This is a genomic window from Dokdonella fugitiva, assembly GCF_014138265.1.
Taxonomy (GTDB): Bacteria; Pseudomonadota; Gammaproteobacteria; order Xanthomonadales; family Rhodanobacteraceae; genus Dokdonella_A; species Dokdonella_A fugitiva_A.
In genome coordinates, this window is sequence record NZ_JACGXL010000001.1 from 718,114 (window position 1) to 733,932 (window position 15,819).

13 protein-coding genes and 3 tRNA genes are annotated in these 15,819 nt (G+C 68.4%); 12 read left to right on the forward strand and 4 right to left on the reverse strand.

Features of this window, described 5'->3' with window-relative positions:
• Positions 1-49: 49 nt before the first annotated feature.
• Entirely contained in the window at positions 50-1,162 is a 1,113-nt protein-coding gene (locus tag FHW12_RS03350) for an ABC transporter ATP-binding protein (protein ID WP_182529566.1), read from the forward strand.
• Complete coding sequence (locus tag FHW12_RS03355) at positions 1,159-1,830, forward strand: SGNH/GDSL hydrolase family protein (RefSeq protein ID WP_182529567.1); 672 nt, start codon at positions 1,159-1,161, stop codon at positions 1,828-1,830. Before FHW12_RS03350 ends, FHW12_RS03355 begins: the two co-directional genes overlap by 4 nt.
• Before the next feature lie 3 nt (positions 1,831-1,833).
• Here the strand turns inward: FHW12_RS03355 and FHW12_RS03360 are convergent, their stop codons facing one another.
• The 3 genes from FHW12_RS03360 to gltX all read right to left on the reverse strand — a co-directional run bounded on the left by FHW12_RS03360 (position 1,834) and on the right by gltX (position 4,245).
• Positions 1,834-2,328, reverse strand: a complete 495-nt coding sequence (locus FHW12_RS03360; protein ID WP_182529568.1) for a transcriptional repressor — start codon at positions 2,326-2,328, stop codon at positions 1,834-1,836.
• Positions 2,329-2,435: 107 nt separating this feature from the next.
• Positions 2,436-2,834 (reverse strand): hypothetical protein, encoded by a 399-nt coding sequence (locus FHW12_RS03365; RefSeq protein WP_182529569.1) that lies wholly within the window; start codon positions 2,832-2,834, stop codon positions 2,436-2,438.
• Positions 2,835-2,844: 10 nt separating this feature from the next.
• The gene (gene gltX, locus FHW12_RS03370) at positions 2,845-4,245 is read right to left on the reverse strand and encodes a glutamate--tRNA ligase (RefSeq protein WP_182529570.1); all 1,401 of its coding nucleotides are present in this window, start codon (positions 4,243-4,245) and stop codon (positions 2,845-2,847) included.
• 108 nt (positions 4,246-4,353) lie between these two features.
• On the opposite strand from gltX, the gene FHW12_RS03375 reads away from it, so the two are divergent.
• Entirely contained in the window at positions 4,354-6,417 is a 2,064-nt protein-coding gene (locus FHW12_RS03375; protein WP_182529571.1) for a bifunctional 2',3'-cyclic-nucleotide 2'-phosphodiesterase/3'-nucleotidase, read from the forward strand.
• A 51-nt stretch (positions 6,418-6,468) separates the two neighbouring features.
• Positions 6,469-8,274 (forward strand): DUF885 domain-containing protein, encoded by a 1,806-nt coding sequence (locus tag FHW12_RS03380; RefSeq protein WP_182529572.1) that lies wholly within the window; start codon positions 6,469-6,471, stop codon positions 8,272-8,274.
• Positions 8,275-8,371: 97 nt separating this feature from the next.
• Here FHW12_RS03380 and FHW12_RS03385 read toward each other — a convergent pair whose 3' ends face one another.
• A complete protein-coding gene (locus tag FHW12_RS03385; RefSeq protein ID WP_182529573.1) occupies positions 8,372-8,824 on the reverse strand; it encodes a DUF4399 domain-containing protein in 453 nt (150 codons plus the stop codon).
• Between the two features lie 115 nt (positions 8,825-8,939).
• Between FHW12_RS03385 and FHW12_RS03390 the strand changes: the two genes are divergently transcribed.
• From FHW12_RS03390 to katG, 8 genes are all read left to right on the forward strand, one after another.
• On the forward strand, positions 8,940-10,736 hold the full coding sequence (locus FHW12_RS03390; protein WP_182529574.1) for an ABCB family ABC transporter ATP-binding protein/permease: 1,797 nt from the start codon (positions 8,940-8,942) through the stop codon (positions 10,734-10,736).
• 125 nt (positions 10,737-10,861) lie between these two features.
• Positions 10,862-11,950, forward strand: coding sequence for a hypothetical protein (locus FHW12_RS03395; protein ID WP_182529575.1), 1,089 nt, complete (start codon positions 10,862-10,864; stop codon positions 11,948-11,950).
• A gap of 38 nt (positions 11,951-11,988) precedes the next feature.
• Positions 11,989-12,064 (forward strand) — tRNA-Ala (locus FHW12_RS03400).
• A gap of 22 nt (positions 12,065-12,086) precedes the next feature.
• Positions 12,087-12,162, forward strand: a tRNA-Glu gene (locus FHW12_RS03405).
• A gap of 61 nt (positions 12,163-12,223) precedes the next feature.
• Positions 12,224-12,300: transfer RNA gene (locus FHW12_RS03410), tRNA-Asp, on the forward strand.
• A gap of 41 nt (positions 12,301-12,341) precedes the next feature.
• A complete protein-coding gene (locus FHW12_RS03415) occupies positions 12,342-12,980 on the forward strand; it encodes a redoxin domain-containing protein (RefSeq protein ID WP_220484289.1) in 639 nt (212 codons plus the stop codon).
• Positions 12,977-13,492 carry a DsbA family protein gene (locus tag FHW12_RS03420; RefSeq protein WP_182529577.1) on the forward strand — a complete coding sequence of 172 codons (516 nt, stop codon included), beginning with the start codon at positions 12,977-12,979 and terminating at the stop codon, positions 13,490-13,492. The genes FHW12_RS03415 and FHW12_RS03420 overlap by 4 nt, the downstream gene beginning before the upstream one ends.
• Positions 13,493-13,619: 127 nt before the next feature.
• On the forward strand, positions 13,620-15,800 hold the full coding sequence (katG, locus tag FHW12_RS03425) for a catalase/peroxidase HPI (protein ID WP_182529578.1): 2,181 nt from the start codon (positions 13,620-13,622) through the stop codon (positions 15,798-15,800).
• The last annotated feature ends 19 nt before the right edge of the window (positions 15,801-15,819 follow it).

Below are 15,819 nucleotides of genomic sequence, written 5' to 3' on the forward strand. Positions count from 1 at the left end.
CGCGAATGGATCCGCCCGCGCGCGCCGGGCATCGACCGACAGGCAGCCGATGGCGAAGGTTCGATTCGAGCACGTCCGCAAGGTCTACGAGAACGGCTACGTCGGTGTCGCCGACGCGGATTTCGAGATCGCGCACGGGGAGATGCTCGTGCTGGTCGGGCCGTCCGGCTGCGGCAAGTCGACCCTGCTGCGCATGGTCGCCGGGCTCGAATCGATCACCTCGGGCGCGCTCGCGATCGGCGATCGCATCGTCAACGACGTCTCGCCGCGCGACCGCGATATCGCGATGGTGTTCCAGAACTACGCGCTCTACCCGCACATGAGCGTGGCCGAGAACCTCGCGTTCGGCCTCAGGCTGCGCGGCACGCCGAAGGCGGAGGTCGACCGGCGCGTCGCCGAAGCCGCGACCATGCTCGACCTCGGCCGCATGCTGCCGCTGAAGCCGGCGCAACTGTCCGGCGGCCAGCGCCAGCGCGTCGCGCTCGGGCGCGCGCTCGTGCGCCAGCCCGCCGTGTTCCTGCTCGACGAGCCGCTGTCCAACCTCGACGCGAAGCTGCGCCTGTCCACGCGCGTGGAGATCGCCAAGCTGCACCGCGCGGTCGGCGCGACGATGATCTACGTCACGCACGACCAGATCGAGGCGATGACCCTCGGCCAGCGCATCGTCGTCATGCGCGATGGTCGCGTGCAGCAGATCGACGCGCCCATGCGCCTGTACGAGCGCCCCGCGAACACGTTCGTCGCGACCTTCGTCGGCAGCCCGAAGATGAACCTGCTGTGGGGACCGCTGCTCGAACGCGACGGCGGCCTGCACGTGCGCATCGCCGACGGCATCGAACTCGCGCTCGCGCCACCGCCCGCGCTGCAGGCGAAGCTGCGCGGCTACGTCGATCGCGAAATCATCGTCGGCCTGCGCCCGGAACACCTGCACCTCGAACGCGACGACGACACGGCGACCCTGGCCGCGCGCGTCGAGGCGGTCGAGCCCGTGGGCAACGAAGCCTTCCTCAACCTCGGCTGCGGCGGCTGCGACCTCGTCGTGCGCTTGCCGCCGCACGACCTGCCGGTCGCGGGCGACGACGTCAGGCTCGGCTACGACGCCGCGCGCATGCACTTCTTCGAACGCGACAGCGAAGTGCGCATCGACGAGGACGCCGCGTGACGCGCGTGCTCGCGCGCTTCACCGCGCTGTTCCTGCTCCTCGCGTCGACCGCGGCGGTGTTCGCGCGGGACGCCTCGATCGACCCGTGGGAAACCGAGATCGCACGTTTCGAGGCGGCCGACCGCGCGGCGCCGCCGCCGCCGGGCGGCGTGGTCTTCGTCGGCAGTTCGTCGATCCGCCTGTGGTCGACGCTCGCCGACGACTTCGCCGGTACGCGCGTCCTCAACCGCGGCTTCGGCGGCTCGCGCATCGCCGATGCGACGCGCCTTGCCGCGCGCATCGTGCTGCCGTACCGGCCGCGGCTGGTCGTGCTCTACGCGGGGGACAACGATCTCGCCGAAGGCCGCACGCCGCCGCAGGTGCTCGCCGACGTCGAGGCGTTCATCGCCTCGGTGCACCACGACGCGCCGACGACGCCGGTCGTGTTCGTGTCGATCAAGCCGAGCCCGGCGCGCGCGGCGCTGCTGCCGGCGATGCGCGAAGCGAACGCGCTCGTGCGCGCCTACGCGGGCCGCACGCGCGGCGTGCGCTACGTCGACGTGTTCGAACCGATGCTCGGCGCCGATGGCGCACCGCGCGCGGAACTGTTCGGTCCGGACCGCCTGCACATGAACGCGCGCGGCTACGCGCTGTGGACGCGCATCATCGCGCCCGAACTGCGCCGCTGAAGGTCAGCCCTGCCCCTGCGCGACCGCCGCGCGGCAGCCCGCGCAGATGCCGTGCACTTCCAGCGTCTGCGCGCGCGGACGAAAACCGCGCTCCTTCGCCTGCTCGGTGAGCAGCTTCGAGACGCGTTCGTCGCAGACCTCGACCGCGGCCGAGCAGACGTCGCAGATCAGGAAAGGCACCTGGTGAGCCTCGTTCGGATGGTGGCAACCGACGTAGGCGTTGATCGACTCGAGCTTGTGGATGAAGCGGTTCTCGAGCAGGAAATCGAGGGCACGATAGACCGTCGGCGGAGCGGCGCTGCCGTGCTCGTCCTTGAGGCGATCGAGCAGGTCGTAGGCCTTGACCGGCTTTTCCTCCGCGGCGATGAGCTCGAGCACGCGCAAGCGCAGCGGCGTCAGGCGCAGGCCGCGCAGCTCGCACGCGCTCGACACGGCGCCGACGAAGGCGCTCGCGTCGTGTTCGTGTTCGTGATGGCTGTGGCGGCTGACGTGGCTCATGGCATGCGGGCTGGTCGCGACCCATCTTAACGCGAAGGTGGAATCGCGCGGAGGTCGAATCGTCTAGGTGAGATGCGGCCTGCGAGGCCGGAATAAAGGCCTGCCAGTCACCAGCCGCGATTGCGATCGACGCGCTTCAGCGTCGAACGCTCGGACCGCGCGGCCACTGCCGCGAGGTTCACGCCGCAATGCCGGCACGCCTTCGCGCGCGGCACGTTGCCCTTCCCGCACTCGGGGCATTCGACCAGGCCCGACTTCGACAGCAACACGACCGCCCAGCCGATCGGGCCGAGCGCGGCGCCCCAGAGCAGGCCTGCCAGCCAACGGCCGCGCGCCCAGCCGATCACGAGGCCGACCACGGCACAACCGAGCGTCACGCCGACCGCCCATTGCCACAGCACCGGATCGAGCAGCACGCGCATGCAGGTATCGAGCGCCGCCGGCGCCGAATCGGGGTCGTTCGCGTCGAGCGCGAGGAACGCGCTGATGCAGGTGTCGAGCGCCATACGCGATGCCTCAGCTCGTCTTCGGAAGCGCCGCCTCGATGCGCCGCAACGCCTCGTCGCGGCCGGCGAGGAACACGGTGTGGTCGATCGACGGCGACACCTGCGTGCCGGTCAGGGCGACGCGCAACGGCTGCGCGATCTTGCCCATGCCCTCGCCGATCGCCGCCGCCGCGGCTTCGATCGCGGCATGGATCGCCTCGACCTTCCATTCGGCGAGGCCGGCGAACTGCGCGTGCGCGGCTTCGAGCGCAGCGCGTGCGGTCGGCGTCTTCAGGTGCTTGGCGACGGCCTGCTCGTCGTAGCCTTCGAGCGGCGCGTACCAGACGCGCGCCTTCTCGGCCATTTCCTTGAGCGTGCGTGCGCGATCGCGCAGGGCGACGATCACGTCGACCGGGTCAGGCCCCTGCTGCGGATCGATGCCGGCGGCGCGCAGCTGCCATTCGAAATGCGGCGCGAGCTCGAGCGGGTCGTCGCTCTTGAGGTACTGCTGATTGAGCCACGACAGCTTCTCGAGGTCGAAGCGCGAGGCCGACTTGTTGACGTCGGCCGCGTCGAACAGCGCGATCATCTGCTCGCGCGTGAAGATCTCCTGGTCGCCGTGCGACCAGCCGAGGCGCACGAGGTAGTTGAGCAGCGCGTGCGGCAGGAAGCCGTCGTCGCGGTACTGCATCACGCTGACCGCACCGTGCCGCTTGGAGAGCTTCTGGCCGTCCGGGCCGAGGATCATGGGCAGGTGCGCGAAACTCGGCACGGCCGCGCCGAGCGCGTGGTAGATGTTGACCTGGCGCGGCGTGTTGTTGACGTGGTCGTCGCCGCGGATCACGTCGGTGATCTTCATGTCGATGTCGTCGACGACGACCGCGAAGTTGTAGGTCGGGTAACCGTCGGAGCGGATCAGCACGAGGTCGTCGAGTTCCTCGTTCGACCATTCGACGCGGCCCTTGACCTTGTCGTCGAACACGACGCTGCCGGTCGTCGGGTTCTTGAAGCGCAGCACGCGGTTCGGATCGTCGCGATAAGGCAGGTTCTGCTCGCGCGCACGGCCGTCGTAGCGCGGCTTGAGGCCCTTCGCCATTGCCTCGGCGCGCATCGCCTCGATCTCTTCCTTCGATTCGTAGGCGTAGTACGCCTTGCCGGCCTTGAGCAGGTCCTCGGCGACCGCGCGATAGCGGTCCATGCGCAACGTCTGGTAGTACGGCCCCTCGTCGTGCGACAGGCCGAGCCAGTTCATGCCGTCGAGGATCGCCTGCACCGCGGCCTCGGTCGAACGCTCGCGGTCGGTGTCCTCGATGCGCAGGATGAACTCGCCGCCGCGATGCTTCGCCTCCAGCCAGCAGTACAGCGCGGTGCGCGCGCCGCCGATGTGCAGGTAGCCGGTGGGACTGGGAGCGAATCGGGTACGGACGGTCATCGTGGATCGCTTCGGGAAACGGCGCGCAAGTTTACCGGAGCGCGGCGGCCTCGGTGTCGACCGCCATCGATTGGAGGCAGAATAATCTCTTACCTCGAGACACCTCCCATGCCGCTCGCCCTGCGCTCCCTACCCCTCACGCCCCCCGTCCTCGCCGCCGCCCTCCTGCTCGGCGCCTGCGCCACGCCGCCGGCCCGCCCGCCGGTCGTCGCCGACGGCACGCGCGCGCGACTCGCGCTGCTGGAGTCGACCGACATTCATTCCAACATCCTCGGCTACGACTACTACCGCCTCTCCGAAGACACGTCGCTCGGCTTCGAGCGCATGGCGACGCTGGTCGCGCAGGCGCGGGCGGAGTTCCCGAACACGCTGTTGTTCGACGCCGGCGACACGATCCAGGGCACCGCGCTCGCCGATTACCAGGCGCTCGTGCATCCGCTTCCCTGCGACGAGGAACTGGCGATGTACCGCGCGATGGACGCGCTCGGTTACGACGGCGGCACGATCGGCAACCACGAGTTCAACTACGGCCTGGCCTACCTCGCGCAGGTGACCGGCCACCCGATCGCCGCCGACGGTGCGGACGCGCACGCCTGCGCCGGGCCGCACTTTCCGCTCGTGCTGTCGAACGCGGTGTCCACGCGCGACGGCCGACCGCTTTATCCGCCGTATGCGGTGCTCGACCGCACGCTCAAGCTCGCCGATGGGCACGGTGGCGAGACGACCGCGCCGATCCGCATCGGCATCATCGGCTTCACGCCACCGCCGATCGTCGAGTGGGACCGCCGCAACCTCGACGGCAAGGTAACGACGATCGGCGTCGTCGAGGCGGCGCGCCGCTACGTCCCCGAACTACGCGCGAAGGGCGTCGATCTCGTCGTCGCGATCTCGCACGGCGGGCTCGACACCGCGCCGTACGGCTCGATGATGGAGAACGCGAACTGGTACCTCGCGCAGGAACCCGGCGTCGACGTGCTCCTGCTCGGCCATTCGCACGCCGCATTCCCCGACCCGGCCAACGCGCAGTCGCGCTTCGCCACGATGGCCGGGATCGACAACCAGCGCGGCTTCGTGCACGGCAAGCCCGCGGTGATGGCGAACTTCTTCGGCCGCAGCCTCGGCGTCGTCGACCTCGCACTCGTGCGCAAGGACGGCCACTGGACGATCGACGCGGCGCAGTCGCACAGCGAAGTGCGCGACGTGCGCCGCAAGGACGGCACGTCGGTCGCCGCCGACCCGCGCATCGCACCGCTCGTCGCGAGCGTGCATGCGGCGACGATCGACTACGTCTCGCAGCCGATCGGCGACACCGATTTCGCGATGACGAGCTACTTCGTCGAACTCGGCAACACGACCGCATTGCAGGTCATCAATGATGCGCAGCGCGACTACGTCGAACGCTACGTCGCGGCGAACCTGCCGCAGTACGCGGGCATACCCGTGCTGTCCGCCGCGGCGCCGTTCAAGACCGGCTTCAGCGCGACCGACGACTACACCGACATCGAACCGGGTCCGCTGGCGATCCGCAGCGCGGCGGACATCTACCTGTACCCGAACACGCTGACCGCGGTGAAGATCGACGGTGCCATGCTCGAGGGCTGGCTCGAGCACTCGGCCGGCCGCTTCAACCGCATCGACCCCTCGTCGGGCGCGCCGCAGGAACTCGTCAACCGCAAGTTCTCCGGCTACAACTTCGACGTGATCCAGGGCGGCCTCAGCTACGCGATCGACGTGACGAAACCAGCGGGCGAACGCATCCGCGACCTCGCCTACGACGGCAAGCCGGTCGCGCCCGGCCAGGCCTTCATCGTCGTCACGAACAACTACCGGGCGAGCGGCGGCGGCCATTTCCCCGGACTCGACGGCTCCAACATCGTCGTCTCCGCGCCCGATGCGAACCGCGACGTCGTCATCGCCTGGGTGCGTGCGCGCAAGCACCTCGAGCGCGCGCGCGACGGCGACGATCGCCCCTGGCACTTCGTGCCCGTGCGCACCGCCGGCCCGGTGCTCGTCACGAGCGCGAGCGGCAAGCTCGCCCAGGCGAAGGCGGCCGGTATCGAGGGTGTCTCGCTGTTCAAGGACAACGGCGACGGCTCGTCCGCCTACGCCCTGGACCTCTCCGCGGGCGCGCCTGCTGCTGCGCGTCACGCGCACCGCCGGCGCGTGCGCTAGAGTTGCCGATTGCCGCTGCGCGCACGCGGCCGAAGCCGATACGGAGTCCCCATGTCACGCACGCTGCTCGCACTCTCGGTCGCCCTCGCCCTCGTCGCCTGCACGCCGCAATCGGCACGCCACGACCGCGACGCGTCGAAGGCATCCACCGCCGCGGTCGTTTCCGCCGACCAGCAGTTCGCTTCGCTGTCGCAGCGCTGGCTCGACGGCACGATGGCGGCAAGTCCGGTCACCGCGACGACGGTCGGCGATCATCGCCACGACGCCGAACTCGACGACCTCAGCGCCGACGGGTTGCACCGCTCGCTCGAATTCTCGCGCGGCATGCTCGCCGACCTCGAGAAGATCGATCGCAGCGCGCTCTCGCGCGAGAACCAGGTCGACTACGGCATGCTGCACAACCAGCTGCGTTCGGACATCTGGGCGAACGAAACGCTGCGCAGCTGGGCCTGGGACCCGACGTTCTACAGCCAGCTCGCAGGCGGCGCGCTGTACGGCCTGATGGCGCGCGAATTCGCGCCGCTGCCCGACCGCCTGCGCGCGGCGACTTCTCGCATGGAGAAGCTGCCGGCGCTGTTCGCGCAGATGCGCGCGAACCTCGATCCGGCGCGCGTGCCCAGGGTGCACGCCGAGACCGTGTCGAAGCAGAACAAGGGCGTGCTCAGCCTCGTCGACGGCCTGATCCTGCCGCACGCGAAGGAACTGCCGGATGCCGACCGCCAGCGCCTCGAAGCCGCGGCGGCGAACCTGCGCAAGGCGGTCGACGAACAGCAGCACTGGCTCGACACGCAACTCGTGCCGAAGGCGAAAGGCGACTTCCGCATCGGCGCCGAGCGCTACGATGCCAAGCTCGCGTTCGCTCTGAACTCGCCGCTCACGCGCCAGGAGATCCGCACGCGCGCGGAAGCCGCGCTGAAGAGCACGCGCGAACAGATGTACGCGATTGCGCGCACGGTGCTGGCCGGCAAGCGCAAGGCGCCGGCACTGCCGGAGCATCCGACCGACGCGCAGCAGCAGAAGGCGATCCAGGCCGCGCTCGAGCTCGCCTACAAGGATCGTCCCGCGCGCGACAAGGTGCTGCAGACGGCCGAGGACGCGCTCGCCAGGGCGACCGCGTTCGTGCGCGAGAAGGGCCTCGTCTCGCTGCCCGACGCACCGGTCAAGATCATCACGATGCCGGAGTTCCAGCGCGGCGTCGCGCTCGCCTACTGCGATCCGCCGGGACCGCTCGACAAGGGACTCGACACGTTCTACGCGGTCTCGCCTATTCCCGACGATTGGTCGAAGAAGCAGGTCGATTCGTTCCTGCGCGAGTACAACACGCGCTCGATCCACGAGCTGACGATCCACGAGGCGATGCCGGGCCACTACCTGCAGCTGTGGCATTCGAACAAGTACCCGTCGACCCTGCGCGCGGTGCTGTATTCGGGCGCGTTCGTCGAGGGCTGGGCCGTCTACGCCGAGAAGGTGATGGCCGACGAAGGCTATCTCGACCGCGACCCGCTGTACCGCCTCGTGCACCTCAAGTGGGACCTGCGCGCGATCGCCAACGCGATCCTCGATCAGGCGATCCACGTCGAGGGCATGAGCCGTGCGGAAGCGATGAAGCTCATGACCGTCGGCACGTTCCAGGAGGAGCGTGAGGCCGCTGGCAAGTGGACGCGCGCGCAGCTGACGTCGGCCCAGCTGCCGACCTACTTCGTGGGCTGGCAGGAGCACCTCGACCTGCGCAAGGAGGCCGAGCAGAAGGCGGGCGCCGCGTTCGACCTGCGCGCGTACCACGACAAGCTGCTCTCGTTCGGCTCGCCGCCCGTGCGCTACGCGCGCGAACTCATGCTCGATCTGCCGATCGACTGAACCTGCACGACCAAAGCGGAAGAAAGAGAAGCTGAAACACGAGGAGCGCGCGGAACGGCGCCCTCTTTGCTTCAATCTTTGCCGCTTGCCGGCAAACTCATTTCACGTGGATCGTGATCTTCGGCGACACGATCGGCGGGTCGAACTGGACATGGCGCGCATCGGCGAAGTCGAGCTGCAACGTGTGCGTGCCCGGCTCGAGGTGGATCGTGTCCTCGGTCTGGCCCTTGCCGTAGTGCTTGTGGGTCGCGTCGTTCGGGATCGGCGCATCGAGCGGCGGCAGCTCCTTGCCGTCGACGAGCAGGTGGTGGTGGCCCGTGCCGGGCTTGCCCTCGGCCGCTGGGGCGATCGCGATGCCTTCGACGCCGAACTTGACCTGCACGTCCGGCGCGACCGTCGCACCATCCTTCGGCTCGACGAAGAACACGCGCGCAGCGTGCGGCGCCTTCTCGCGCGCGAGCGCCGCGGCAGGTGCCGCCGGGTCGGCCGCCTGGGCGAAACCGGCGACCAACGACAGGACTGCTCCACAAAAAAGGGCTGGGGTACGCATGATCGGCTCCTGCAATCCTCGGGACCAGGATGATAGCGCCGCTGCTACCCTGCATTGCCAATAGGCGACGGCGCCCCCATGTGCTGCCGTTCAGCGAACCCTCAGCGCGGATTTCATGACCGAACCCCGATCCACGAGCACGTTGTCGATCCTGCGGCGCCTCTGGCCCGAAGTCTGGCGCTATCGCGTGCGCGTCGGCGTCGCGCTGCTGTTCCTCGTCGTCGCCAAGCTCGCCAACGTCGGCGTGCCGCTGATCATGCAACGCCTGATCGACGCCCTCGACCTCACGCCGAAACCGCTGCTGATCCCACTGATGCTGCTGATGGTGTACGGCGCGCTGCGCATGTCGAGTTCGCTGTTCCAGGAACTGCGCCAGATCGTCTTCGCGCGCGTGCTCGCGCGCACCTCGCGCAACATCACCCTGCGCGTCTTCGAGCACCTGCACGCGCTATCGCTGCGCTTCCACCTCGACCGCCGCACCGGCGGGGTCTCGCGCGACGTCGAGCGCGGCATGACCGCGACCTCGGACCTGCTCGACTGGACCATCTACACGATCCTGCCGACGCTGCTCGAGGTCGTGCTCGTCTGCGGCATCCTCATCACGCGCTTCGACTGGAGCTTCGCCGCGATCACGCTCGGCACGCTGGTCGCCTACGTCGCCTTCACGTTCTCGATCACCGAATGGCGCATGCGCTACTACCGCGCCGCGAACGCGGCCGACACGGAAGCGAACGAGCGCGCGGTCGACTCGCTGCTCAACTACGAGACGGTCAAGTACTTCGGCAACGAGCGGCACGAGTTCGGCCGCTACGACGCGAGCCTCGTGAAGCTCGAGGACGCGACGGTGAAGAGCCTGAAGACGCTCGCCGTGCTCAACGTCGGCCAGTCCGGCATCGTCGCGGTCGGCCTCACCCTGCTGCTCTGGCGCGCCGCGAGCGGCGTCGTCGCCGGCACGATGACGCTCGGCGACTTCGTGCTCGTCAACGCGTTCCTGATCCAGCTGTCGATCCCGTTGAACTATCTCGGCATGGTCTACCGCGAGGTGAAGCAGGCGCTGACCAACATCGAGCGCATGTTCGTGCTGCTCGCCGAAGTGCGCGAGGTCGAGGACGCGCCGGGCGCGCCCGCGCTCGCCGTGGGCGGCGGCGAAGTGCGCTTCGAGCACGTCGATTTCCACTACTCGCCGGACCGCCCGATCCTCGCCGACGTCGACTTCCGCATCCCCGCCGGGCAGACCCTCGCGGTGGTCGGCACGACCGGTGCGGGCAAGTCGACGCTCGCGCGCCTGCTGTTCCGCTTCTACGACGTCAGCGGCGGGCGCATCACGATCGACGGCCAGGACATCCGCGCGGTGTCGCAACAATCGCTGCGCGCGGCGATCGGCATCGTCCCGCAGGACACCGTCCTCTTCAACGATTCGATCTACTACAACATCGCCTACGGCCGTCCCGACGCGACGCGCGAGGAAGTGGTCGCCGCGGCGAAGGCCGCGCACATCCACGGCTTCATCGAATCGCTGCCGCAGGGCTACGACACCGGCGTCGGCGAACGCGGCCTCAAGCTCTCCGGCGGCGAGAAGCAGCGCGTCGCGATCGCGCGCACCTTGCTCAAGAATCCGGCGATCCTCGTGTTCGACGAAGCGACCAGCGCGCTCGACACGCGCACCGAGAAGATCATCCAGGGCGAACTCGACGGCATCGCGCGCGGGCGCACCACGCTCGTGATCGCCCATCGCCTGTCGACGATCGTCGACGCCGACCAGATCCTCGTGCTCGAGCACGGTCGCGTGGTCGAACGCGGCAGCCACGACGAGTTGCTCGCACTCGGCGGGCGCTACGCCCAATTGTGGACGATGCAGCAGCGCGAACGGAGCCGCTCGACCGAGCCTGCCGCCGAGCCCGTCCAAGCCTGACACTGATCGTCAGATTCGCGCCAGCGGATGAGGAATGGCGCACACTTCCCGGACGAGGGCCTGCATATCCGGGCAGGCATGGTCCTTGCTACCACCGTCGTGCTCGCTCTACGGGAAACCACCCCTTGAACACTCCGAAACTCCACACCGTGTGCGTCGTCGGCGCCCCGGCCGACGTCAGCGCCCGCATCCATGCCCTGCTCGACGAACAACGCACGCGCCTCGACGCGCGCTGGCGCATCGGAGACTACATCGGCGCCGAAGTGCTGCTGATCGAAACCGATTCCGTCTACGGGCACATGGACTGGCTCAAGGCGCAAGGCAGCGGTCGCCTCGTCGCCGCGCTCACGGCGACACCCGAGTCCTACGATTTCGCCGTGCGTACCCCCGTCGACGCGGCCGGCCTCGTCGAGACGCTCAACCGCATCGGCGCGCACCTCGCCGGCGAGCCGGTCGCCGCGCCTGCGCGCGCGAAACCCGAACCGCCCGCAGCCGCCGAGCCGGTCTCGGCCGCTGCCGCGAAGCCGGTCGCACCTGCGATGGCCATCACGCCGCGGCCCGCCGCAGCCGCACCCGCGCAAGCACCGACCGCACCTGCATCGCGCGCGCCGCAGGCGCCTGCATCGCCGGCGTACGCGCACGTCGAGCACGGCCGCACGCTGCACTTGGGCGACCTGCTCGGCGCGAATTCACCGTTCCCGGGTCGGCTGCACCTGCAGTCGAACGGGCTGCCCGACCTCTTCATCGACACGCACGAGCAGACCTGGCGCTCGGCCGGCAACCTCAAGGCGATCACGCCGTGGTGCACGCGCACGATCGGCCACGGCGAGATCCAGGTGACCGGCGAGGCCGACTACGCGAAGCAGGCGGGCACTCTCGCCGCGCAGCCGGTTTCCCGCCTCAAGTGGCTCGTCCACCTCGTCGGCAACGATGGCCAGCTCGAAGCCGGACTCGATCCACGCGGCCACTACAAGCTTTCGCGCTGGCCGCAGAGCGAACGCGAATTCCCGAAGCATTTCCGCATCGCGACGGTGATGCTCAAGCAGGCCGCGACCGTCGACGACATCGCCGCTCAGAGCGGCGCGAGCGCCGCCGACGTCGCCAACTTCATCAACGCCTACAATGCGGTCGGCTACATCGAGGGCGAGGCGCCGGCCGACGCGCGTGGCGGCGGCCTGTTCGGTCGCGCCAAAAAAACTTCCGCGATGAGTTGACGAACGCGCGATCGCCCACTATTCTTTCGCGCTCTCTCGGGGCCATAGCTCAGCTGGGAGAGCGCTACAATGGCATTGTAGAGGTCGCCGGTTCGATCCCGGCTGGCTCCACCAGACAGGTTCGGTTTTCCTAAGCGTCCCCATCGTCTAGAGGCCTAGGACACCGCCCTTTCACGGCAGTAACAGGGGTTCGAATCCCCTTGGGGACGCCATAAGGTGAAGGGCGACAGGGAGTGAGATCGCACAGGACGTGCGCGAGTTGCAGAAAAACGCGGAGCGGTAGTTCAGCTGGTTAGAATGCTGGCCTGTCACGCCGGAGGTCGCGGGTTCGAGTCCCGTCCGCTCCGCCACTTCTTCTCGAAAAACCCCGCAGAAATGCGGGGTTTTTTCGTTGCGAAGCTCGCCGTACGACGGGAACCCGAGCAGTCGAGGTGTCGTCCGGCGACCGCCGGAACGGCTGATGCGCATTGCGCTATCCTTTCCTTCCTGCTCGATGCCGTGCGTGTCGTCGCGGCCACTCGGGCGTTGCAGCGAGGCTGTCATGCCGGACCTTGAGCTTCCCGATGTCGGGCAGGCTGCGCCCGACTTCTCGCTTCCCCGCTCGCCTCGCGAGGCGATGACGCTCGCCGAACTTCGCGGCAGACCGGTCGTCCTCGTGTTCTATCCCGCGGACTGGAGCCCGGTGTGCGGCGACCAGGTCACCCTCTACAACGAGATGCTGCCGACGTTCGACGAGTACGGCGCGCGGATCGTCGGAATCTCCGTCGACGGCCCATGGTGCCACGCGGCGTTCGCGAAGGATCGCAACCTCGAATTCCCGCTGCTCGCGGATTTCGAACCCAAGGGTGACGTCGCGCGTCGCTACGGCGTTTACGACGCGCGCCATGGCACGACCGAACGCGCGCTCTTCGTCATCGACGCGAACGGCATCGTGCGCTGGCGATACGTCTCGCCGATCGAGGTCAACCCGGGCGCGGACGGCATCCTCGATGCACTCGACGCGTTGGCCGCAAAAGGAGACACCGCATGAGCCTCAGGACGCCCGTCGGGCCCCATGATCATGTCCAGGGCGCGCTCGACGCGCCGATCGTGCTGCTCGAATACGGCGACTTCGAATGCCCCTATTGCGGCGAAGCCTACGCGGAGATCAAGGCCGTCCAGGGCGCGATGGGACCGTCCCTGTGCTTCGCCTTCCGCCACTTCCCGCTGTCGAACGCGCATCCACATGCCGAACGCGCGGCGGAATTCGCCGAGGCCGCGGCGACGATCGGCCGCTTCTGGGAGATGCACGACATCCTCTACGAGAACCAGCGGGCGCTCGACGACCGCAGCCTGTCGCGCTACGCCACGGAACTCGGCCTCGATGACGCGCTCGTCGCATCGGCCCTGGGCGGCAATTTTTCGGAGCGCATCCGCCGCGATTTCCAGGGTGGCGTGCGCAGCGGCGTCAACGGAACGCCCTGTCTCTTCTTGAACGGGGAGCGCTACGACGGCCCGCGCGAGCCCGAGTCGCTGATCACGATGATGCGCCGGATGCTCTGAAGCCGGGCCAGGCACAACTCCATATGCAGCCTCAATGAAGATCATCGGGAGAATCGATTTTACCTATTGACGGTCCTTCACCATGCTTGCGCCGGACATCCAGGCCCATCCCGCAGGAGAGAGAACCATGACAGCCGAATCCAAGTGCCCGTTCTCAGGCGCGCGCAAAGTGCAGACGAACGTGCAGTGGTGGCCGCAGCAGCTGGACCTCGCGCCGCTGCACCAGCATTCGTCGTTGTCCGATCCGATGGTCGAGGGCTTCGACTACGCGAAGGAGTTCGAGTCGCTCGATCTCGACGCGGTGGTGAAGGACCTGCACGCATTGATGACCGACTCGCAGGACTGGTGGCCGGCCGACTACGGCCACTACGGCCCGCTCTTCATCCGCATGGCGTGGCACAGCGCCGGCACCTACCGCATCTACGACGGCCGCGGCGGTGCGAGCGCGGGCGAACAGCGGTTCGCGCCGCTCAACAGCTGGCCCGACAACGGCAACCTCGACAAGGCGCGCCGCCTGCTCTGGCCGATCAAGCAGAAGTACGGGCGCAAGCTGTCGTGGGCCGACCTCATGATCCTCGCCGGCAACGTCGCGCTCGAATCGATGGGCTTCAAGACGTTCGGCTTCGGCGGCGGGCGCGAAGACGTGTGGGAGCCGTCGCACACCGATTGGGGCACGGAAGCGACCTGGCTCGGTGACGAGCGCTACAGCGGCGACCGTGAGCTCGCCAACCCGCTCGCGGCCGTGCAGATGGGCCTGATCTACGTGAACCCCGAAGGACCGAACGGCAAGCCGGATCCGGTCGGCTCGGCGCGCGACATCCGCGAGACGTTCGCGCGCATGGCGATGGACGACGAGGAAACCGTCGCGCTCGTCGCCGGCGGCCACACGTTCGGCAAGTGCCACGGCGCCGGCGACGCGAAGCACGTCGGCCGCGAACCCGAAGGCGCGAACATCGAGGAGCTCGGCCTCGGCTGGAAGAACAGCTACGAAAGCGGCATCGGTGCGCATGCGATCACGAGCGGCCTCGAGGGCGCGTGGACGCCGAACCCGACGAGATGGGACAACGGCTACTTCGAGACGCTGTTCGGCTACGACTGGGAACTCACGAAGAGCCCGGCCGGCGCGCACCAGTGGAAGCCGAAGGGCGACGCCGGCGCAGGCACCGTGCCCGACGCGCACGATCCGGGCAAGCGCCATGCGCCGATGATGACGACGGCCGACCTCGCGCTGCGCTTCGATCCCGCCTACGAGAAGATCTCGCGCCGCTTCATGGCGGATCCGGCCGGGTTCGCCGACGCGTTCGCGCGCGCCTGGTTCAAGCTCACCCATCGCGACATGGGTCCGACCACGCGCTACCTCGGCAAGCTCGTGCCGAAGGAAGCGCTGATCTGGCAGGACCCGGTGCCCGCGGTCGACCATCCGCTGATCGACGCGAAAGACATCGTCGCGCTGAAGGCGAAGCTGCTCGCGTCGGGCCTGTCGATCCCGCAGCTCGTCAACACCGCGTGGGCGTCCGCGTCGACGTTCCGCGGCAGCGACGCACGCGGCGGCGCCAACGGTGCGCGCATCCGCCTCGCGCCGCAGAAGGACTGGGACGTCAACCAGCCGGCCGAACTCGCGAAGATCCTCGCGACGATCGAAGGCGTGCAGAAGGCGTTCGACGCCGCGCAGTCGGGCGGCAAGAAGGTGTCGCTCGCCGATCTCATCGTGCTCGGTGGTTGCGCCGCGATCGAGGCGGCCGCGAAGAAGGCCGGCCACAGCGTGACCGTGCCGTTCTCGCCGGGTCGCACGGACGCGTCGCTCGAACAGACAGACGTCGACTCGTTCAAGGTACTCGAACCCGTCGCCGACGGCTTCCGCAACTACGCGCGCAAGGGTTTCGAAAACGCCGCGGCCGAACTGCTCGTCGACAAGGCGAACCTGCTGGCCCTCACGGCGCCGGAGATGACCGTGCTGGTCGGCGGCCTGCGAGCCCTCGATGCGAACGCCGGCCACAGCCCGCACGGCGTATTCACCCAGCGCCCGGGCACGCTGACGAACGACTTCTTCGTCAACCTGCTCGACATGCGCACGGCTTGGCAACCGAGCGGCAACGCAGACGGACTGTTCGAAGGCCGCGACCGCACGAGCGGCGAAGTCCGCTGGACGGCGACGATCGCCGACCTCGTGTTCGGATCGAACTCGCAGTTGCGCGCGCTCGCCGAGGTCTACGCCTCGAACGACGGCAATGAGCTGTTCGTCCCCGACTTCGTCGCCGCGTGGAACAAGGTCATGAACCTCGATCGCTTCGACCTGCGCAAGACGTGATTCGCAAGGCGATGCGCAT

Coding starts and splice junctions, on each gene's coding strand:
- FHW12_RS03350 (WP_182529566.1), top strand. CDS start 50: ATGGCGAAGGTTCGATTCGAGCACGTCCGCAAGGTCTACGAGAACGGC.
- FHW12_RS03360 (WP_182529568.1), bottom strand. CDS start 2,328: ATGAGCCACGTCAGCCGCCACAGCCATCACGAACACGAACACGACGCG.
- FHW12_RS03365 (WP_182529569.1), bottom strand. CDS start 2,834: ATGGCGCTCGACACCTGCATCAGCGCGTTCCTCGCGCTCGACGCGAAC.
- gltX (WP_182529570.1), bottom strand. CDS start 4,245: ATGACCGTCCGTACCCGATTCGCTCCCAGTCCCACCGGCTACCTGCAC.
- FHW12_RS03375 (WP_182529571.1), top strand. CDS start 4,354: ATGCCGCTCGCCCTGCGCTCCCTACCCCTCACGCCCCCCGTCCTCGCC.
- FHW12_RS03380 (WP_182529572.1), top strand. CDS start 6,469: ATGTCACGCACGCTGCTCGCACTCTCGGTCGCCCTCGCCCTCGTCGCC.
- FHW12_RS03385 (WP_182529573.1), bottom strand. CDS start 8,824: ATGCGTACCCCAGCCCTTTTTTGTGGAGCAGTCCTGTCGTTGGTCGCC.
- FHW12_RS03390 (WP_182529574.1), top strand. CDS start 8,940: ATGACCGAACCCCGATCCACGAGCACGTTGTCGATCCTGCGGCGCCTC.
- FHW12_RS03420 (WP_182529577.1), top strand. CDS start 12,977: ATGAGCCTCAGGACGCCCGTCGGGCCCCATGATCATGTCCAGGGCGCG.
- katG (WP_182529578.1), top strand. CDS start 13,620: ATGACAGCCGAATCCAAGTGCCCGTTCTCAGGCGCGCGCAAAGTGCAG.